Here is a 19,021-nt window from a genome sequence, read left to right on the forward strand (position 1 = left end):
TAAGGACACCCAAAAACCATAGGAGGTATTATGAGTCCTTACCGTAAAACACACTGGCTGCCCGCAGCAGCCCTCTCTCTTTGCGCCCTCACCGCCATCCACTGCGGAGGCGAAAGTTCCAACGAACCCGGCAACAGCGAAATCAGCGGCGATTTATCGAATGTCTCGCTCCAAATAAGCTACCGAATCACGCCGCTCATTGACAGCCTTGTCGTGGACTGCCACGGCGCCGATACGCTCCACTATGTGGCGGACCCTGCAAGCCCTTACCTCGAAATGGACCTGTTCCCGCATGAACACTGGACGTTCAAGGCAAAGCTCTACGCCAATGGGGAACTCATGCAGACGGGCGAACTCTCCGCCGCGCTCAAGGCGGGCGAAACCGCAGATCTCCAAATCCAGATGCACGCCATCAAAGGTTTCGTCTACATCGAGATTCCGCTCGGGTTCGGCAACCCGACAGGCATCGCCTCGGGCGAGCTTTCGCTAGACGACGGCAAAAAGAAGTTCACCTACCCCATGGAGATCGCCGGGTCCACCGCCGTTTTAAAGAGCGGCATGCTCCCGCTCAACAGTGATTACGCTTTGGACTTGAAGCTACTAGACAGCAGCGGAGCCGCCATCTACCAGGCTTCCGATTCCATCCACCTCGACGAAGCTAGCCCTGTGCCCGAATTAAAGATCCATTCCCTGCGGGCAAAGCTCAGCATCGGCTTTGCGCTAGGAAAGGAAGTCGGCATGGAGTTCACGCTTGCCCTCCCCGCCAACAGGCGCACCCCCAAGTACGGCGACGTCGTCATCAGCGAAGTCTTTGCCGCGCCCATCGCAAACGATTCCTGCCAGTACGAATTCATCGAAGTCTACAACGGAAGTTTAGACACGCTCGACCTCAAGAACTGCACTCTTGGCACCACTTCCATCGCATCCAAGGCATGGGGCATCACCCTCCCGCAAATCCTGCCGGGCGAGATCGTTGTCTTTGGCGACTCCTCGTTCAAGACTCCCGAAAAATACAGACTCACCGAAAAATGGGGCAGTCTTGGCAATTCCAAAGGATCCGTCGTCATCCAGTGCAACGGCTCCATACTGGACTCGCTGTACTATTCCAGCGACGCCGACTCCCTGGGGAACACCTTCGTCCCCGCCTTGGGGTCGAGCAAGTACGGGTCAAGCGCGCAGCTCAATATGGAACAATGGGAAAACCGCAACAATTCCGACAGCTGGTGCCTGGGTACGCCAAACCCGGGGGCGCTTGATTTTTGTGAATAATCACCTCCCACTAAAAACAAAAAAGCGCCGTCTGGCGCTTTCCTTTTTTTGACCGATTGTCGATGCAGACCCTGTTAGCCGTGCAGCTGGGCCGACGGGCGGTCCATGTCAAACAAGCGGCGCAAAAGTTCCGTCTTGGCAGGGTCGCGTTCGTCGGGGAGCGTGAGCGGGCCCATCGAAATAGCCACCAGAATGGAGCCGGGATAATTGTTGACACTCTTGATAAAGTCACTGCTCGAGACGCCCTCGGTGTAAAAGTCAACCACGAAAGTATCCCAGTCATCGTTCTCAATCTGCTCGTTGGCCTCGTCCTCGGTCTTTACGGCCTTGATGGTGGCACCCACCAAAAGGTCGCTCAAAACTTCAAGGCAGGCATTGCGGCGGGCATCGTCCTCTTCCCAAACCAAAATGCGACGTTCGCTGTAATCGCGAACCACCGGGACGGCGTTCTCTTCGCTAGATTCTTCGTCAAAGAACTGGGCGGCGGACTCGTCCATTTCGTCATCATCAAAATTATCGATATCTTTTGCCATATTGGTTCAAAATATAGTAAAAAGTTGAAAAAGCCACGTAAAATTACTAAATTTGCGCCCAAAATATAACACTACAGGTCACTTTATGGATCAATCAAAAATCAGGAACGTCGCCATCATCGCCCACGTTGACCATGGTAAAACCACTCTGGTGAACCAGCTTCTTAAACAGTGCGGAACCTTCCACGAAGGTGAAGAAGTCACCGACCGCGTGATGGACAGCGATAATTTGGAACGCGAACGCGGCATCACCATTCTTTCGAAGAACACCAGCGTGATGTATAAGGGCTACCGCGTGAACATTGTCGACACCCCGGGGCACGCCGACTTCGGTGGCCAGGTGGAACGCGTTCTCGGTACGGTGGACGGCGTTCTGCTGGTTGTGGACGCCTTTGAAGGCCCCATGGCCCAGACCCGCTTTGTGACCCAGAAGGCTTTGGAACTCGGCCTCACCCCGATTGTGGTGGTGAACAAGATTGACCGCGACGGCTGCAACCCGCACGGAGCCCTCGACAAGGTGTTCGACCTCTTCTGCGAACTCGATGCCAACGAACAGCAGCTCGACTTCGCCTACGTTTACGGTAGCGGCCGCAAGGGTCTCTGCAAGGCCGAGATGGAAGACCCGGATGGCGACTACAGCATTTTGATGGACAAGATCATCGAACGCATCCCAGCCCCGAAGGGCGACCCCGCCGCCGAACCGCTTCTGCAGATTACCTCCCTCGAATACTCCAGCTTCCTTGGCCGTTTGGCCGTGGGCCGCGTGCAAGAGGGTACTTTCAAGCCGAATCAGGTTTACGCCCAGAGCTTCTTGGACGGCTCCGTCAAGAGCATCCGCCCGCAAAAGATCCTCCGCTACGAAGGCCTTACCCCGAAGCCGGTCGAAGAGGCGGGTCCGGGCGACATCATCCTCATCGCGGGTCTCGACAAGTTCGACATCGGCGATACGCTGAGCGCCCAGAGCAACCCCAAGCATTTGCCGCGCATCCACATTGACCCGCCGACCATCTCGATGCTCTTCACCGTGAACACCTCGCCCCTGGCCGGCAAGTACGGCGGAAAGTTCATGACCGGCAACCAGCTTCAGGAACGCCTGGAACGCGCCAGCATGGCCGACCCCGCCCTCATTGTCGAAAAGGCCGAAGGCGCTTCGACATTCAAGGTGAGCGGCCGCGGCATTTTGCACTTGACCATCCTCGTCGAGAACATGCGCCGCGAGCTTTACGAATTCACCATCGGCAGCCCGCAGGTGATTTTCCACACCGATGACAACGGCAAGGTGCTTGAACCAGTCGAAGACTTCAAGGTCGAAGTCCCGAACGAGTTCAGCGGCGCTTGCATCCAGGAAGTCCAGCAGCGCAAGGGCGAAATGGTGAACATGGAAACCGACGACAACGACCGCGTGACCCTTGAATTCGTGGTCCCGAGCCGTGGCCTCATCGGCATCCGTCCTAAGCTGCTCTCGCTCTCCAAGGGTTATGCCGTGACGCAGTCCCTGTTCAAGGAATACCAGCCGTACAAAGGCGAAATCCCCGCCCGCGTGAACGGCGTGCTCATTGCCAAGGAACCCGGCGAAGCCGCCAGCTACGCCCTCTCCAAGCTCGAAGACCGCGGCTACCTCATCATTGGACCGGGTGCAGAAGTTTATCCGGGCATGATTGTGGGTGAACACAACCGCGACGTGGACATCATCGTAAACGTCACCAAGGGCAAGCACCTCACCAACATGCGTTCCAAGTCCGCCGACGACATGATCCAGCTGACACCTTACCGCAGGCTCACCCTGGAAGAATGCGTCACCTTCATCAACGAAGACGAATGCATCGAAGTCACTCCGGAAGTGCTCCGTCTCCGCAAGACCGAGCTCGACCCGATCAAGAGAAAGCAGATGTCCAAGAAGCCGGCCGAAGAAGATGATTAGTTAAACCCGGCTCTATCTTATCCAAATAAAAAAAGGCCCGCCCATACGACGGGTCTCTTTTTTTGATTAGCGCTCGCTACAAGCAAGCGCTAAGAACCTCTAGTCGAGCGTGTGGACCAGAAGGCCGTCACGGAGCTTCGGCTCGAACCACGTGCTCTTGGGGGGCATGATCTCGCCGGCGTCGGCGATATTCATGAGCTGGTCGAGCGTAGTCGGGTACATCGCGAACGCGCAGGCGCATTCACCGCTGTCGACGCGCTTCACGAGCTCACCCAAACCGCGAATGCCGCCCACAAAGTCAATACGCTTCGAAGTGCGCGGGTCGTCAATGTCGAAAATCGGCTTGAGAACGAGCTTCTGGAGAAGAGCTACGTCGAGGCTGTCGACCGGGCCCAGATTCTTGAGGAACTGGCTCTTGAACGTGCAGGCGTACCACTTGCCCTGCAGGTACATATTCACCTGGTTTTGCTTTGCCGGGTGCTGCATCTCGGCGAGCGGCTCGATATCGAACACCTGCTTCAGGTCTTCCATGAGCTGCTCCGGCGTACGGCCGTTCAGGTCCTTCAACACGCGGTTGTAGTCCAGAATCTTGAGCTGCGTGCTCGGGAACAGGATGGCCAGGTAGCGGTTGTATTCTTCCTCGCCCGTGTTCTTCGGGTTCTGTTCCGCGCGGTAGCTTGCAGCGCGAGCTCCGGCAGCACTGCGGTGGTGACCGTCGGCAATGTAGCTCACCGGAATCTCCTCGAAGCTCTTGCGGATGGCGGCAATCTCGGCATCGTCATCGATAATCCAGACCGTATGGCCAAAGCCGTCACCGTCGCTCACGAAGTCGTAAACAGGCTTGCGCTTGGTAACAGCACCGAACAGGTCGAACTGGCCGTTGTCGCGATAAGTGAGGAACACCGGACCCGTGTTGGCGTTTGTGTCGAGCACATGGCGCAAACGGTCTTCTTCCTTGTCGGCACGGGTAAGCTCGTGCTTCTTGATGATGCCGTTGAAGTAGTCGGCGGCGGGCACGCAGCACACCAGGCCGTACTGTTCGCGGCCGTTCATCGTCTGGCGATACACGTACAGGCAATCCTTCTTGTCGTGAGCAATCACGCCGTCGGCAATCATCTTGTCGAGGTTTTCGCGGGCATGGGCGTAGACCTTCGGGTCGTAGGCGTCCACGCTATCCGGGAGCTCGATTTCGGCACGGGTCACGCGCAGGTAAGAGTGCGGCAGCCCCTTGGCCATCTCCTTGGCCTCGGCGCGGTTCATCACGTCGTACGGGAGGGCAGAAATGTCCTTGGCCTCGGCCGGGTTCACCGGGCGAAGCGCCTTGAACGGGTAGATGTGCATCATAGGTTTTCCTTTGTTACGAGATTCCTTAATAATAATTTCGTCTTCGGCAATCAAGTTATGGATATAGCTTGTCTTGCCCGCAATCCACTTCTTTTTGCGGCGGCTCACAATAAAATAGGCGGCAAAGAAGAATAAAAATCCAACGACGGCGGCCATGATGGTGATGCCCACCATAAAGGCGAGCAAATGGTCAGCGGCGTTCACCCAAAGGTTCTTGAGAATCACGGCGCAGTTCCTAATGGACATGCGTTCGAATTCACCCAAAAAGTCGAAGGTAATGGGGGCCGGGTTTACGATTTTGCAACCGATGAGATATCCGCCCGGGTAAAATAACCCAAACTGCGTCACGGGATTCGCGACAAAATCGGCAATGACGCCGGGGACCTTGGGCAAGCGGAAAAGCGCACAAATGGCGACCGTCAAAATAATGGCAAAGCCGATCGTTGGCCAAACACCAATAAAGACACCGATAAATACAGACCAAGCCACCTTCATAGCGTCCTGGTTACGCGGGAACATGCGATTATAGTAAATGCGACTGAGGCGCTTGTACTTGGGCTGCTGGCGTCTCTTCGGTATATTCTCTAAAATCTTCATACGCGCTGCAAAGTTAGAAAAATTTGCACCCGTAGACTAGCCCTCCAGCAAATAAAGCGATAAAATGCTAAATTGCAAGCCATGAAGCATTTGATTTCTAAGGAAGGCTTTGAAAAATTCAAGGCCGAGTGGGAACACCTCAAGTACGTGGAGCGCCCGGAGATGATCAACCAGGTGCAGGCCGCCGCCGCCGAGGGCGACCGGAGCGAGAACGCCGCCTACACGTACGGCCGCATGCGTGTCCGTGAAATCGACCGCCGTCTGCGCGAACTGGACCGCATTTTAGACGGTGCGCAGATCATCGAGAACAAGGTCCCCGAAGACGGCTCCATCCGCTTTGGCGCAACCATCAAACTCCTTGACAAAAAGACCAAGCGTCAAAAGACCTACAGCATTGTAGGCGAAAAGGAAATCGACCCGCTGCAAGGCCGCATCAGCATGAAATCCCCCATCGGCGAAGCCCTCATGGGCAAAAAGAAGGGGGATGTCGTTCAGGTGGACGCCCCCCGTGGAAAAATCACCTATGAGATATTAGAGGTTACTTACTAACAATGTGAAACTTGTCATTATGTTCATCGACACGCACTGCCACATTGATTCGTACGAACGCCACTCCGGCGAAACGTTTGACGCGCTCCTCGCCCGCCTCCGCTCGGCTGGACAGGCCCAAAGCAAGGAACATTCTGGCGAAACAGCGCAAGCCCTCCCCGAGGCATTTGTCCATGTAGCCTGTGCCCCCGAGGACTTTGACTATGCCCGAGCCATCAGCGAAAAATACGAGAACGTCTACACTGCCTACGGCATCCATCCCGAATACGTAGAAACGGAGACTCCCACCGACGAAGCGCGCATGCTCGAATTCCTCAAGCACCCCAAATGTGTCGCCTGCGGCGAGTTCGGGCTCGACTACCATTATGGCGCCGGGACCAAGGCCGCCCAGGTCAAGCTCTTTGAACGCCACCTGGAATTCGGCATCGGGTCGGGCAAGCCCCTCGTGCTGCACCTCCGCGAAGCCGACGAAGACGCCCTCGCCGTCCTGCGTGCCGCAAGCCTGCACAACACCAAGGTCCACGTGCACTGCTTTACCGGCTCGCCCGAATTCGTCGAGAGCCTCCTCGCCCTCGACGCCCAGATCTTTGTGGGCTTCACGGGAATTATCACATTCAAGAACGCGCAAAACGTACGCGACGCCGCAGCGCTCGTCCCCGACAACCGCTTGCTGCTCGAGACCGACGCCCCGTACATGGCTCCCGTCCCCTACCGCGGTAAGCCTTGCCACTCAGGACTCATCCCCTTCATCGCCGCGCAACTCGCCCAAATAAAACAAATGCCCGTAGAGAAACTCTACAGGCTATGTCGTGAAAACACCAGGGACTGCTACGGGATTTAAACGTGAACCGCCGCCGCGTAGTGCTCCTTCATGTAGGCCAATGCGTCTTCAGGATTCAGGGGCTTGCTAAAGTAGAATCCCTGGATCTGGCGACAGCCTTCCCTGCGCAAGAATTCCAGCTGCTCCGCTGTCTCCACGCCCTCGGCAATGAGGTCTAGGTTCATGGTCTTCGCGATGCTGATGACCATGCGGGCAAAGGAGGCGTCCTCCTCGTCGTCGGCAACATGGTCTACAAAAGACTTATCCATCTTGAGCGTATGAATCGGGTAGCGCTTGAGGTACGAGAGGCTGCTGTAGCCCGTGCCAAAGTCGTCGATCGAAATCTGGAGACCCATGTTCGAGAGCGCCCGCATGATGTCAATCGTCTTCTCGACTTCGCACATGGCAGTATATTCCGTGATTTCGAGTTTTAAGTTCTTGGGGTTCAAATGGGTCTCGGCAAGCACATGGCGCACATCCTCGACCATATTGTCGAGGGCGAACTGCTTCGCGCTGAAGTTCACTGCCACCTTGATGTTCTCGTAGCCCATGTCGACCCATTTTTTGGTCTGCTCGCAAGCCATCTTGAGGATTAACGCCCCCATCGGCACAATGAGGCCAGTTTCCTCGGCAATCGGGATGAACTCCGCCGGCGAGACAATGCCCTGCTCGGTATTGTTCCAGCGCACCAGCGCCTCGAATCCCACAATCGTATTGCCGGCCTCGATGTCAATAATCGGCTGGTACATCAGAACAAACTCTTTTGCCTGGATGGCGCGGCGAATCTCGTACTCGAGCTTGTAGAGCTTCATCGCCTTTTCGCGGATGCCACCCGTAAAGAACTGGATTCCGCCATGGTCGCCGTTCTTTTTGAGGTCGCGCAAAATGGCGTTTGCATTCGCCATGATGTCTTCCACGCAGTCCACGTCGCGGTTCACCACCACCGACATCGAGACCGTGATGTAGAGCTCGCGGCCCTCCAGCTGGATTGGCATTTTCACGTTGTTGTGGAGCCTGCGCACAATAGGCATCAGGTCTTCGCTGGAGTCGGCACCCTGGATGTTGTGCAAAATGACGGCGAACACATCGGGTCCAATGCGCGCCACGCAATCGCCGTCGCGGCAACTGCTTTTGATGCGGTCGGAGACAATGCGCAGCACGTTGTCGCCAAAGTTCGTGGAGTAGGAGTCGTTGATAGCGCCAAAACTGTCGATATCCAGGAGGGCAACGGCAAACGTGTAGTCCGGGCGCTTTGCCGACATTTCAACGTCAATCTTTAACTTTTCAAGGAAAAACTTGCGGTTGTAAACGCCGGTCAGGGCGTCCTGGTAGGCGTAATAGTAGCTCTGGCGTTCCAGGGCGGCCTTGTCCTGCTTGGCGCCAATGGAACCGATCACGCGGATCGGGAGGCCATCTTCGTTGACCTGCGGACGACCGCTTACGGAGACTTCCTTCACGCCGTCGCCCTGCGAAATCAGGCGGAGCGACACCGTAAACGGGTGGTTCTCGCTCAAGGCATTCCCGATTTCGGTGCGGAAACTTTCCCAATCCGATTCCATCACGTGGCTTTTGAGAGCCTCAAAAGAATCGCCCAGCTTGTCGTAGTCTATCCCGAGAAGCTTGCTCACGCGATTGGACCAGTACACTTTCCCCGTCGGCACGTCGAACGTCCAAAAACCGTCGCTCGAGACGTCCACCATCATCTGGAAAAGTTCGTCCTTCTCCATCAGGTCCTTTTGGAGGTCGCGCACCGTATCATTGGCCACTTGGACAGGGATTTCCACGTCGTTGCGCATCTTTTTGGTGTTGCCGGAGGTGGGGAACTTGTAAAAAATGGAAATGTACGCCAAAAAGACTATGGCGACTGCATAGGGAATAAAGGTGTAAATGTGATCGAAACTCAGTATGCTGGGGATGAACGCCGCGAACATAAAGCAAGCGAACAATAGAGCGAAACGTAGCACAGCGTGTTCGTCGAAAAGTCTCATACAACTCCAGATATAATAACCTAAAGATAATTCAATAATTCCAATTTGGTTTATTACAGTTTACAAAAGAATAAAAATGTAACAAATTCTTTACTCCAAGAAAAAGTATTCCTACTTGGACGATTGATTTTTGGGCCAATTTTGTGAAAAAAGGCCCCCCTACGCCAAAAAAAAGCCCCCGGCTCTTGCGAGACCGAGGACTTTTTGATTCCAAAGCATTTAGCATTTGGGAAAGGAGGGTCTGTGAGCAAAAAGGGCGACCAGTATTAACTGGTCGTCCTTTGCGAGAGCGAGCGCAGACCGGAGAAGTAGTCCCCGAATCTAGCGCGAGCGGTCGTATCCGTGAGCAACAAACGCCTCGTATTAACGAGGCGTGGTCGCGAGAGAATCCGCCTACCGGAGAATTCTCTCATGAATCTAGCGGATTCGGTCGTATCCGTGAGCAAAAAGCGACCGGTATTAACCGGTCGCGTTTGCGAGAGCGAGGGCCAGCCCTGTACTTGTTGTACAGATTCTAGCCCGAGCGGTCGTATTACACTGCGCCCTGCCACTTCATGGCATCGGCAACCTTGAGGAAGCCGGCGATGTTTGCACCCATCACGAGGTTGCCCTTCTGGCCGTACTTGACAGCGGCAGAGGAAGCAGCGGCGTAGATGCTCTTCATGATGCCTTCGAGCTTCTTGTCCACTTCTTCGAAGGTCCAGGAGAGACGTTCGGAGTTCTGGGACATTTCGAGACCGGAGGTAGCCACGCCACCAGCATTAGCAGCCTTGGCAGGTCCAAAGAGGACGCCGGCCTTCTGGAAGGCTTCGATAGCTTCCGGAGTAGAAGGCATGTTAGCACCTTCAGCAACAGCCTTCACGCCGTTAGCGATAAGGGCCTTGGCACCGTCGAGGTCGAGTTCGTTCTGGGTAGCGCACGGGAGAGCGATGTCGCACTTGACAGTCCAAACGCCCTTGGAACCTTCGTGGTATTTAGAACCCGGAACGAGCTTGGCGTATTCGCTGATGCGGGCGCGCTTCACGTTCTTGAGGTCCAGAACGACGTCGAGGTTGATGCCGTTCGGGTCGTAGATGTAGCCGTTGGAGTCAGACATGGTCACGACCTTGCCACCGAGCTGAGTAGCCTTCTGGCAAGCAAACTGGGCAACGTTGCCGGAACCGGAAATCACGACGGTCTTGCCCTGGAAGGAGTCGTTAGCGAGGTCCTTGAGCATTTCGCGAGTGAAGTAGCAGAGGCCGTAACCGGTAGCTTCGGTACGAGCGAGAGAACCACCGTAGGAGAGGCCCTTACCGGTGAGAACGCCCACAAATTCGTTGCGGATGCGCTTGTACTGACCGAACATGTAACCGATTTCGCGAGCGCCAGTACCCTGGTCACCAGCCGGAACGTCCGTGTCGGCACCGACGTGCTTGCAGAGTTCAGTCATGAAGGACTGGCAGAAACGCATCACTTCGTTGTCGCTCTTGCCCTTAGGATCGAAGTCGGAACCGCCCTTGCCGCCGCCCATCGGGAGCGTGGTGAGGCTGTTCTTGAAGATCTGTTCGAAGCCGAGGAACTTGAGCATGGAGAGCGTCACTTCGTTACGGAGACGGATACCGCCCTTGTACGGGCCGATGGCGGAGTTGAACTGCACGCGGTAGCCACGGTTCACCTGAACGTTACCCTTGTCATCGAGCCAAGGCACGCGGAAGGTAATCACGCGTTCCGGTTCGACGAGACGGTCGATAACGCCGTTGGTTTCCCAGGACTTGTCCTGTTCGAGGACGGGGTCGAGGGATTCGAGGAATTCACGGACAGCCTGATGGAAGAGGGCCTGGTCCGGATCACGGGCGACGACCTTGTCATAGACTTTCTGAAGGTAAGCATTCTTGATTGCCATTTTTTATTTCTCCATTGAGAGTTTTGATTACGGCACCCTCTAAAAATTCATTTTCAAAAATTTGGCTGCAACACATCGTGCAGTTTCGTCACTCAAAGTGGTAAAGACTTCCAGTATTCACCACTTTTCGTTCCTGCCTGCACTCGGTTTCGCTCAAATTTTCTTTATCAAAGCAATTTTTAGAGGTTGCCTTGGTTAATGTTTTTAACGTCTGTAAAGATAGCAAACGCCCCGCAGAAAACGTAAAAATAGGCCAAAAATCTTCAAAAACTTACATTTTTGTAAGTTATTTTTTTTAAAGATTTTAAATTTGGAAAATTTCGTTAAAAAACAACGCCATACACAGTAAAAACTTACAATTTTGTAAGCTATCTACAACAACGTATTTTTGTTTATAAAATTTTACCTAAATTTCAAGGAAAGCCTTGAGATCGTCCATGCGGCGTGTCGCCATTTCCACGCCATGCTCGTAGGATTCATTCATCTTTTCGAGGTCCGTGTCGAACTGGTCGCAAAGGTCGATCAGGGGGCGCATTAAAAAAAGACGGCCCTTCTTCTCGAGCTCTTCCATCTGGAGGAACATCTTGTCGTATCGCTTGAGGCGCACCATGAGCGCACGGAAAAGGTCCGGATACTTGCGCTTGTACATCGGGTTGAGGATGGCGCGGTACTTGCGGAAATCGGTCACGTGTTCGCCCGGATAGTGCGTCGAGACCGCCACCACCTTGTCACACCCCTTCTCAAACGCGCGTTCAAACGGAATGGGTACGGTAATGCAGCCGTCCGCATAATGCTTGCCGTCAAGCGGCACCATCGGGAAAATCATCGGGAGGGCGCAACTCGCGCTGACCAAATCCAACAGGCGCTTTTTGCTTTTTTTTTCGGACTTGAACTCCGCACGGCCCGTCTCGCAGCAAGTGAGGCCGATTTCGCACTCCACCTTGGAACCACTAAAGGCATCAAAGTCAAGGGGCATCTTGCCGTCAGCCGACAAATAGTTGAGCGCATGGAATTCCTTCTGGATGCCGATGTACTTGCTCGCCCACTTCTTGCCCTCCTGCAGGCGGGTAGGCATCACAATGAACCGCAGACGGCCCTGCTGCCGCGTAATGAAGTTGATGGCCGCGTGCGCACCGGCGGAGACGCCCGCCACGTAGTTAAAATTAATTCCCTCGTCGAGCCAGGTGTCCAAGACACCCGCGCTGAACATGGTCTGGCGGGAACCGCCTTCTAGGGCAAGGCCTATCTTCACTTGGCCTCCGGTACGTTGGCTGGCTCTTGGACAATCTCGGGAGGAGTTTCGCCCGCGGGAGGGAGCACTACCCCATCACGGCCAAGCGCCTGTTGTTTGAGCGTCCACACCTTTTGGCGAAAATATTCGCTGCGTTCGGCCAAGTGCTTCGAGGAAGGCACTCCCTTCACACGTTCAATCTTTTCGAGGTCGCCCACGACTACTTTAGTGCGGTGGCCAAACTTGTAAATACCATCGATACCCACGCTCAGCACAGGGACACCCGTACTGCGGGCCAAAAACGCAAAACCAGTCTTGAACTCGTTCAACAGACCGTCGTAGCGGCACTTGCCCTCGGGGAAAATAATTACCGAGTTGCCCTTCTCCAGTTCGCGCTTGGCAATAAGCGCCCATTCCGTATCCATGGAAAACCGGTCGCAGGGAATCACGCAATCAGCGCGAGTCAGCGCCCAACTAAAATGCGGGTCCTCCACCTGGTCCTTGGCGACCACAATGCTATGGTTGTAAAAGAAAATGGCGAGCACCATGATGGGGTCAAGCATGCTCGTATGGTTCGCAATGATGATTGCGGGCGACTTGAGACGCGGGCTTTTTACATCGTCCGAACTGTAGACGATTTTAGGGCGGTAGCACACGTACATGTAAGCACGCCCCGCATAGATAACCAACTTGACGAACAGCCGCATGAACCATTCAACAAGCGGGTTCCTTTTTTTAACACCATTAATCATTCTCGAGTTCAATGGGGCTATAACTACAGCGAGAGGCCTCCGTCCATCACGAACACCTGGCCGGTCACGTAGGCGAACTGGTCGGAGACCAGCGCCGACACGAGGTTCGCCACCTCGTCGGCAGAGCCAAAGCGCTTGAGCGGGACCTTCTCGATGTAGCCCTTGCGGGTCTCCTCGGGAATGGCATCTATCATCTCGGTGTTAATGAAACCGGGGGCGACCGCGTTTACACGGATCCCATAACCGCCAAGTTCCTTGGCGAGCGTCTGGGTGAGCGAGTTCACGGCTCCCTTAGTGGCGCTGTAAACGGCCTGCCCTGCGAGTGCGAACTTCGAAGAGACGGAGGACATGTTCACAATGACGCCGGACTTTTGCTTGAACATCTTGAGCGCGACCTGCTGGGCGCAGTAGAAGTAGCCCTTCACGTTCAGGTCGAAGCACTTGTCAAGCGTATCGGGGCTCATCATCAAAAGGTATTCGTCGCGCACAATGCCCGCGTTGTTCACAAGCACGTCGATACGGCCGTAAGCCTTGTAGACGTCGCGAACCATTTGCTTCACTTGGGCAAGTTCCGAGACGTTGGCCTTGTAAATCATGCCATCACCGCCCTCGGCCTTGATCTGGTCCAAGGTATTTTGGGCGGCCTCGTCGGAGCTGGAATAGTTCACAACGACCGTGTAGCCGTCGCGGGCCAAACGCAATGCGCAAGCTTTCCCGATCCCCTTGGAAGAACCCGTAACAATTGCAACTTTCATTCGAACCTCCTATTTACTTTACTTGCCCAAGACCACGGCGCTGTAGGAGCCGCCCGTGGCAAAGGCCGTCACCAAAATCTTTTTGAAGCCTCCCGTAGGAACGGACTTTTTGGTCACAGCAGCGCCGTCCACAAAGTACGCGTCGTTTTGCGGGAGTTCGCCCGAGAGCATCAGGGCAGCCTCCGAAGCGGCGAGCGTCGCCGAAGCGGCACGCCCCTCGCCCACGCGTTCCTTCACCTGGAACAGCGGAAGGTCCTTGAGCTTGTCGCCAAACACGCGGGCGTAAGATTCCTTTTCAATGTCGTCAACGACCTTGAGACCGTTGGCAAAACCGCACACGGCGTCAATCTCGTCGATGGAAACGCCAGCGTCGTTGAGGGCCGAGCTTATCGCGTTGTCGAGTGCTTCGCCGCTACCCGCGACCTTACCGAACTTCACATTCTTGCGGCCGTTGCCGTAGCCGATCGCATAGCAATAGACCTTGGCGCCGCGGGCACGGGCATAGTCCTCGGTCTCGAGGATAACCGACACGGAGCCGTCGCCCACCACAAAGCCCTCGGAACCGGAGTACGGGGCCACAGGCTCGCTTGCAGCGACACCCAGCTTTTGGCAGAGCTCGGTAATGATGGGGATGTTCTCGTCGGTGCCGGTCGCCATCATCGCCTCCTCCTGCCCGTCGTGAATGACGTTCATGGAGTAGCCGATGCTGTCGAGGCCGGAGTTCGGGCCAGTCGTGATGGTCACGCCGTAACCCTTGATGCCACTCAAAATGGAAAGGTAGCCCCCCGCGGCGTTGTAAACGGTGTGCGGGAACTTGAACGCACTGCCCTTGGCGTTGCCGCCCTCGGCAATGAGTTCCTCAAAATCGTACGTGGCACCGAGGCCGCCTTCGCTGGTCCCCACAATGATGCCGATCTGCTTGGCGTTATCTTCGGTGACGGTAAAGTTCGCGTCCCTGAGGGCACGCATGCCCGAGACCGTCTGGAGCTGGCCCAAGTTGTCGAGTTTGCGGTAAAACGCCATCTTGATACCGAGTTCCTTGTAGTCCACGTCGGTCACCGCCGAGGTGATGGAACCCGAGGCAGGCTTGGCACCGTTCTTCACGGCTTCCAAATAGGCCTGCTTGCTGTTGCCCACCGGGCTCACAATGCCGATGCCCGTAACGGCAATCTTTTTGTTTTTCGCGACCTGGCTCTGCACGTCGCCCGGCTGCTTGGAGAACACGATGCTCGCGTTGGTGCCGCCAAAGGCAACGTTGTTGCTCATCACGCAGTTGAGTTCCTTGGCCTTGGGCTTGTTCTGCACATAGTCCATCTCGCCGACCTTCGCCTTGAGGGCCGCGGAATCCTCCTCGCTGTAATGGAGCGTCGGGAGCACCGTGTTGGTCGTGAGCGCCTTGATGCTAAAGACGGCCTCGATCGCACCGGCGGCACCCAGGCAGTGGCCCGTCATCACCTTGGTCGAACTCACGCTCAAGGTGGGGTTCTCTTCGCCAAAGAACTGGTTGAAGGCGTTGATCTCGGCATTGTCGTTTTTACCGGTACCCGTGCCGTGGGCATTGAGGTAGCCGATGTCGGACCTTTTGATGCCGGAGTTCTTGACGGCGCGATCCATGGCCTCGATGAGGCAGACACCGTCTTCGCGCGGGGCCGTAATGTGGTGGGCGTCGCTCGTGACGCCTGCACCAAGCACCTCGCAATAGGTGCGGGCGCCGCGCTTTTGCGCATGTTCAAAGGATTCCACAATCACGACGCCGGCACCTTCGCCAAGCGTAATGCCGTTGCAGTGGTTAAACGGAGAACACCCGTTCTCGTCGAGAGCATGGAGCGAAAGAAAACCCGAATACGGGACCGAGGCAAAAGAATCCGCGCCGCCAGCGATGACCACGTCGGCCTTGCCCGCACGAATCAAGTCGCAAGCCAAGGCAATCGAAATGGTGCCCGCAGCGCAGGCGTTGCCCACGTTGGTCACAATGCCGCCCGCATGAACGCTCTCGGCCACCTGCGAAGCGATGGCGGCAATGGGCATTTGTGGGATATCGACGGGATTTTTGCCGTGACGATGGTAGTTTTCAATACTGAGGACACCACCCACACAGCTTCCGATAATGACACTCACGCGCTGGTCGTCAGAAAAATCCGAGAGACCCGCATCATGCATAGCCTCGAGAGCGGCCTTGATGCAGAGTTTGGAGGCGCGGTCCTTGCCTTGTGCGCCCTCGACCTCGTCCAGCGTGTCGCAATGGACTTCGGCTGCCAAGTCGGCATAGCAATCCTTGGTGTCGAGCGATGTCGTTTTATGGATGCCCGAAACAGAATCCAGGGCGTTTTTCCAAGTCTCTTCTACATTGTTCCCAACGGCGCAAATGACACCCAATCCCGAAACCACACATCGGCAATCATTCGAAGTCATTGAAAATCCTTAACGAGAATTAACCCTGGTTGCTTTTGATATAGGCAGCAATGGTATCGATGCTCTGGAAATGCTCCTTGCCAACACCGGTCATGGAAACACCGAAGGCGTCATCGACAAAAGAAATGATTTCCAAGGAGTCGACGGAATCAAGTCCGATTTCTTCGCCAAAAAGCGGCGTGTCAAAGTTCAGCATAGAACCGTCAACACCCAGATCGGACATGAAAAATTCCTTGAGTTTTGTTTTGATTTCTTCGTTGTTCATTGAGTTTTCCTTTTTTTAATATTTCAAACAAAAGATAGTAAAATTATGGGATTTTTTTGAAAAATTGCAGAAAAACGGATGAAAAAGCAAATTATTAGGATTAACGGAGAAAAAAACACAAAAAAATATGATAAAATGAATTTTTCTACGGACCAAATGCACTCCTAGTTGTAAATTAAAGTTTCTATATTTCCGCCCATGAATTCTTACGTATTTCCTGGACAAGGTTCCCAATTCCCCGGCATGGGGAAAGATTTGTTTGAACAGAATGCCGAAGTAAAGGCGATGTTCTTAAAAGCCAACGACATTCTCGGTTTCAATATTACCGACGTCATGTTCAACGGGTCCGAAGATGACCTGAAACAGACCAAGGTGACGCAGCCCGCCGTTTTCTTGCTCTCGGTCGCCATGGCAAAGGCCATGGGAAACGATTTCAAGCCCGACATGGTCGCAGGGCATTCCCTAGGCGAGTTCTCCGCCGTGACAGCAGCCGGCGCCATCAGCTTTGAAGCCGGTCTCTCCCTGGTGGCAAAGCGTGCCGCCGCCATGCAAAAGGCGTGCGAATCCACGCAGGGCACCATGGCCGCCGTATTGGGCGGTAGCGACGAACTGGTCGAAGAAGCCTGCAAGCAGGCGAACGAGATCGCCGTCGTTGTGCCGGCCAACTACAACAGCCCGGGCCAGGTCGTGATTTCGGGCGAAAAGCCTGCTATAGACAAAGTTGCTGAAATTTTGAAGGACAAAGTAAAGGGCGTTTTGCCGCTCAAGGTGGGTGGCGCGTTCCACTCCCCGCTCATGGAAAGCGCCCGTGCAGAACTCGCCCAGGCCATCGAGGCCACCGAGTTCCACAAGCCGAACTGCCCCGTATACCAGAACGTGGATGCCAAGCCGCATACCGACCCCGCCGAGATCAAGGCCAATCTGTTGACCCAGTTGACCTCCCCCGTGCGCTGGACACAGAGCGTGCAGAACATGATCAAAGACGGCGCAACCGAATTCAAGGAACTCGGCCCCGGCCAGGTCCTTACCAAGCTCATCAAAAGAATTCAAAAATAAAAAAGCCATTTGGAGAAACCATGTGGGATAAATCGTATCTTGAAAAACTGAACCAGTACAAGGCTTTGTCCGAAGCTGGCGGCGGCGAAGCCCGTGTTGAAAAGCAGCACTCCCAAGGCAAACTCACTGCCCGCGAACGCCTTGAGTTTTTGTTCGATAAGGGCACATTCCGCGAAATTGGCGCCCTTCGTGTTTCGACCAGCCTTGACCTGCCCGAAAAAAAGAGAATCTTTGGTGACGGCGTCGTTACCGGTTACGGCAAAATCAATGGCAAAACAGTTTACGCCGCATCGCAGGACTTTACCGTGAGCGGCGGCTCCCTCGGCAGCGCCCACGCCAAAAAGATTTGCCAGGTGATGGACCTCGCCCTTGAATCGATGGCCCCGTTCGTGTGCATCAACGACGGTGGTGGCGCCCGTATTGAAGAGGGCGTCGAGAGTCTGGACGGCTACAGCGGCATCTTTACCCGCAACACGCTTGCGAGCGGTATTATCCCGCAGATTTCCGTCATTCTCGGACCATGCGCCGGCGGTGCCTGCTACTCCCCCTCCATCACCGACTTCATTTTCATGACCGAAAAAACGAGCCAGATGTTTATCACCGGCCCGGGCGTTGTGAAGGCAGTGACGGCAGAGACCGTTTCTCCCGAGGACCTTGGCGGAGCCAGCGTTCACTCGACCAAGTCGGGCGTTGCGCACTTCACCTACAAAGACGACAAATCCTGCCTCGAAGGCGTACGCAAGCTGCTCAAGTATCTGCCGCAAAACAACAAGGAAAAGCCCAGCGAAGTCGACACCAAGGCCGTGGACAAGTCTAAGGAAATCGAGAACATCATTCCGGACAACTTCAAAAAGAGCTATGACGTTCGCGACGTAATCGCCTGCTTTGCCGACAAGGAAAGCTTCCTCGAAATCCAGCCGAACCACGCCAAAAACGTGGTCATCGGGTTCCTCCGCCTGGACGGCGAAGTTTTGGGTGTAGTGGCGAACCAGCCGAACTACCTCGCCGGTTCCCTCGATGTGGACGCGAGCAACAAGGCCAGCCGCTTTGTGCGATTCTGCGACTGCTTCAACATCCCCATTTTGACGCTCGAAGACGTGCCCGGTTACATGCCCGGCACCAAGCAGGAACACAACGGCATCATTCGCCATGGCGCAAAGCTCCTGTTCGCCTACGCCGAAGCGACCGTGCCCAAGGTCACGCTCATTTTGCGCAAGGCCTACGGCGGCGCCTACATTGCCATGAACAGCAAGAACTTGGGCGCCGATTACGTATTCGCCCTCCCGATTGCACAACTTGCCGTGATGGGTGCCGAGGGTGCAGTTGATATCCTCCACAGGAAGGAAATCGCCGCTGCCGCGAACCCGCAAGAAACGCGCCAGAAGCTGATCGCCGAATACGAAGACAAGTACCTGAACCCCTACATTGCAGCAAAGAACGGGTATATAGACGAAGTGATCGCCCCTGAACACGTGCGTGACCGCCTGACGACCGCCTTTGACTATCTCAAGGATAAGAAGAAGGCCCGTTTGTGGAAGAAGCACGGCAATATACCGTTATAAGACCGCTCGCTCGGTACGTGAGGTGGCAAGACCTCCGTTTTCTCACGAGCTCCCACCTAAAGGTGGCCATGTCCACTAAGCAGCA

15 protein-coding genes are annotated in these 19,021 nt (G+C 55.1%); 6 read left to right on the forward strand and 9 right to left on the reverse strand.

What is annotated here, in order from left to right; all coding sequences use genetic code 11:
* The first annotated feature begins 30 nt into the window (after positions 1-30).
* Positions 31-1,269, forward strand: a complete 1,239-nt coding sequence (locus BUB55_RS08630; RefSeq protein ID WP_073190007.1) for a lamin tail domain-containing protein — start codon at positions 31-33, stop codon at positions 1,267-1,269.
* Between the two features lie 74 nt (positions 1,270-1,343).
* On the opposite strand, the gene BUB55_RS08635 is transcribed toward BUB55_RS08630, so the two are convergent.
* Positions 1,344-1,802, reverse strand: coding sequence for a hypothetical protein (locus BUB55_RS08635; protein ID WP_143152981.1), 459 nt, complete (start codon positions 1,800-1,802; stop codon positions 1,344-1,346).
* Between the two features lie 85 nt (positions 1,803-1,887).
* On the opposite strand from BUB55_RS08635, the gene typA reads away from it, so the two are divergent.
* Positions 1,888-3,723, forward strand: coding sequence for a translational GTPase TypA (typA, locus tag BUB55_RS08640; protein WP_073190010.1), 1,836 nt, complete (start codon positions 1,888-1,890; stop codon positions 3,721-3,723).
* Positions 3,724-3,822: 99 nt separating this feature from the next.
* Here typA and BUB55_RS08645 read toward each other — a convergent pair whose 3' ends face one another.
* Complete coding sequence (locus tag BUB55_RS08645) at positions 3,823-5,664, reverse strand: DUF1015 family protein (RefSeq protein WP_073190012.1); 1,842 nt, start codon at positions 5,662-5,664, stop codon at positions 3,823-3,825.
* An 81-nt stretch (positions 5,665-5,745) separates the two neighbouring features.
* Here BUB55_RS08645 and greA point away from each other — a divergent pair, with 81 nt between their 5' ends.
* Positions 5,746-6,213, forward strand: a complete 468-nt coding sequence (gene greA / locus BUB55_RS08650) for a transcription elongation factor GreA (RefSeq protein WP_073190013.1) — start codon at positions 5,746-5,748, stop codon at positions 6,211-6,213.
* 4 nt (positions 6,214-6,217) lie between these two features.
* Positions 6,218-7,054 carry a TatD family hydrolase gene (locus BUB55_RS08655; protein ID WP_234971875.1) on the forward strand — a complete coding sequence of 279 codons (837 nt, stop codon included), beginning with the start codon at positions 6,218-6,220 and terminating at the stop codon, positions 7,052-7,054.
* Here the strand turns inward: BUB55_RS08655 and BUB55_RS08660 are convergent.
* The 7 genes from BUB55_RS08660 to BUB55_RS08690 all read right to left on the reverse strand — a co-directional run bounded on the left by BUB55_RS08660 (position 7,051) and on the right by BUB55_RS08690 (position 16,318).
* Positions 7,051-9,021, reverse strand: a complete 1,971-nt coding sequence (locus BUB55_RS08660) for a putative bifunctional diguanylate cyclase/phosphodiesterase (RefSeq protein ID WP_073190017.1) — start codon at positions 9,019-9,021, stop codon at positions 7,051-7,053. The two genes, BUB55_RS08655 and BUB55_RS08660, sit on opposite strands and share 4 nt — an antisense overlap.
* Before the next feature lie 532 nt (positions 9,022-9,553).
* Positions 9,554-10,903: an NADP-specific glutamate dehydrogenase gene (gene gdhA / locus BUB55_RS08665; protein ID WP_073190019.1), complete on the reverse strand. Its 1,350-nt coding sequence runs from the start codon at positions 10,901-10,903 to the stop codon at positions 9,554-9,556.
* Positions 10,904-11,309: 406 nt separating this feature from the next.
* The gene (locus tag BUB55_RS08670) at positions 11,310-12,155 is read right to left on the reverse strand and encodes a patatin-like phospholipase family protein (RefSeq protein ID WP_073190021.1); all 846 of its coding nucleotides are present in this window, start codon (positions 12,153-12,155) and stop codon (positions 11,310-11,312) included.
* Positions 12,152-12,886: a lysophospholipid acyltransferase family protein gene (locus BUB55_RS08675; protein ID WP_073190022.1), complete on the reverse strand. Its 735-nt coding sequence runs from the start codon at positions 12,884-12,886 to the stop codon at positions 12,152-12,154. The genes BUB55_RS08670 and BUB55_RS08675 overlap by 4 nt, the downstream gene beginning before the upstream one ends.
* Before the next feature lie 23 nt (positions 12,887-12,909).
* Positions 12,910-13,641, reverse strand: coding sequence for an SDR family NAD(P)-dependent oxidoreductase (locus BUB55_RS08680; RefSeq protein WP_073190024.1), 732 nt, complete (start codon positions 13,639-13,641; stop codon positions 12,910-12,912).
* Positions 13,642-13,659: 18 nt separating this feature from the next.
* The gene (locus BUB55_RS08685; RefSeq protein WP_073190026.1) at positions 13,660-16,053 is read right to left on the reverse strand and encodes a beta-ketoacyl-[acyl-carrier-protein] synthase family protein; all 2,394 of its coding nucleotides are present in this window, start codon (positions 16,051-16,053) and stop codon (positions 13,660-13,662) included.
* Between the two features lie 19 nt (positions 16,054-16,072).
* Positions 16,073-16,318: an acyl carrier protein gene (locus tag BUB55_RS08690; protein ID WP_073190028.1), complete on the reverse strand. Its 246-nt coding sequence runs from the start codon at positions 16,316-16,318 to the stop codon at positions 16,073-16,075.
* A gap of 198 nt (positions 16,319-16,516) precedes the next feature.
* On the opposite strand from BUB55_RS08690, the gene fabD reads away from it, so the two are divergent.
* Both fabD and BUB55_RS08700 read left to right on the forward strand, forming a co-directional pair.
* A complete protein-coding gene (gene fabD / locus BUB55_RS08695; protein WP_073190030.1) occupies positions 16,517-17,374 on the forward strand; it encodes an ACP S-malonyltransferase in 858 nt (285 codons plus the stop codon).
* A gap of 20 nt (positions 17,375-17,394) precedes the next feature.
* Entirely contained in the window at positions 17,395-18,936 is a 1,542-nt protein-coding gene (locus tag BUB55_RS08700) for an acyl-CoA carboxylase subunit beta (protein WP_073190032.1), read from the forward strand.
* Positions 18,937-19,021: the final 85 nt, after the last annotated feature.

This window comes from Fibrobacter sp. UWP2 (genome assembly GCF_900141705.1).
GTDB lineage: Bacteria > Fibrobacterota > Fibrobacteria > Fibrobacterales > Fibrobacteraceae > Fibrobacter.

What these genes read in the sequence shown, in the direction of transcription:
- BUB55_RS08630 (WP_073190007.1), top strand. Translation starts at nt 31, where the DNA reads ATGAGTCCTTACCGTAAAACACACTGGCTGCCCGCAGCAGCCCTCTCT.
- BUB55_RS08635 (WP_143152981.1), bottom strand. Translation starts at nt 1,802, where the DNA reads ATGGCAAAAGATATCGATAATTTTGATGATGACGAAATGGACGAGTCC.
- typA (WP_073190010.1), top strand. Translation starts at nt 1,888, where the DNA reads ATGGATCAATCAAAAATCAGGAACGTCGCCATCATCGCCCACGTTGAC.
- BUB55_RS08645 (WP_073190012.1), bottom strand. Translation starts at nt 5,664, where the DNA reads ATGAAGATTTTAGAGAATATACCGAAGAGACGCCAGCAGCCCAAGTAC.
- greA (WP_073190013.1), top strand. Translation starts at nt 5,746, where the DNA reads ATGAAGCATTTGATTTCTAAGGAAGGCTTTGAAAAATTCAAGGCCGAG.
- BUB55_RS08660 (WP_073190017.1), bottom strand. Translation starts at nt 9,021, where the DNA reads ATGAGACTTTTCGACGAACACGCTGTGCTACGTTTCGCTCTATTGTTC.
- gdhA (WP_073190019.1), bottom strand. Translation starts at nt 10,903, where the DNA reads ATGGCAATCAAGAATGCTTACCTTCAGAAAGTCTATGACAAGGTCGTC.
- BUB55_RS08675 (WP_073190022.1), bottom strand. Translation starts at nt 12,886, where the DNA reads ATGATTAATGGTGTTAAAAAAAGGAACCCGCTTGTTGAATGGTTCATG.
- BUB55_RS08680 (WP_073190024.1), bottom strand. Translation starts at nt 13,641, where the DNA reads ATGAAAGTTGCAATTGTTACGGGTTCTTCCAAGGGGATCGGGAAAGCT.
- BUB55_RS08685 (WP_073190026.1), bottom strand. Translation starts at nt 16,053, where the DNA reads ATGACTTCGAATGATTGCCGATGTGTGGTTTCGGGATTGGGTGTCATT.
- BUB55_RS08690 (WP_073190028.1), bottom strand. Translation starts at nt 16,318, where the DNA reads ATGAACAACGAAGAAATCAAAACAAAACTCAAGGAATTTTTCATGTCC.
- fabD (WP_073190030.1), top strand. Translation starts at nt 16,517, where the DNA reads ATGAATTCTTACGTATTTCCTGGACAAGGTTCCCAATTCCCCGGCATG.
- BUB55_RS08700 (WP_073190032.1), top strand. Translation starts at nt 17,395, where the DNA reads ATGTGGGATAAATCGTATCTTGAAAAACTGAACCAGTACAAGGCTTTG.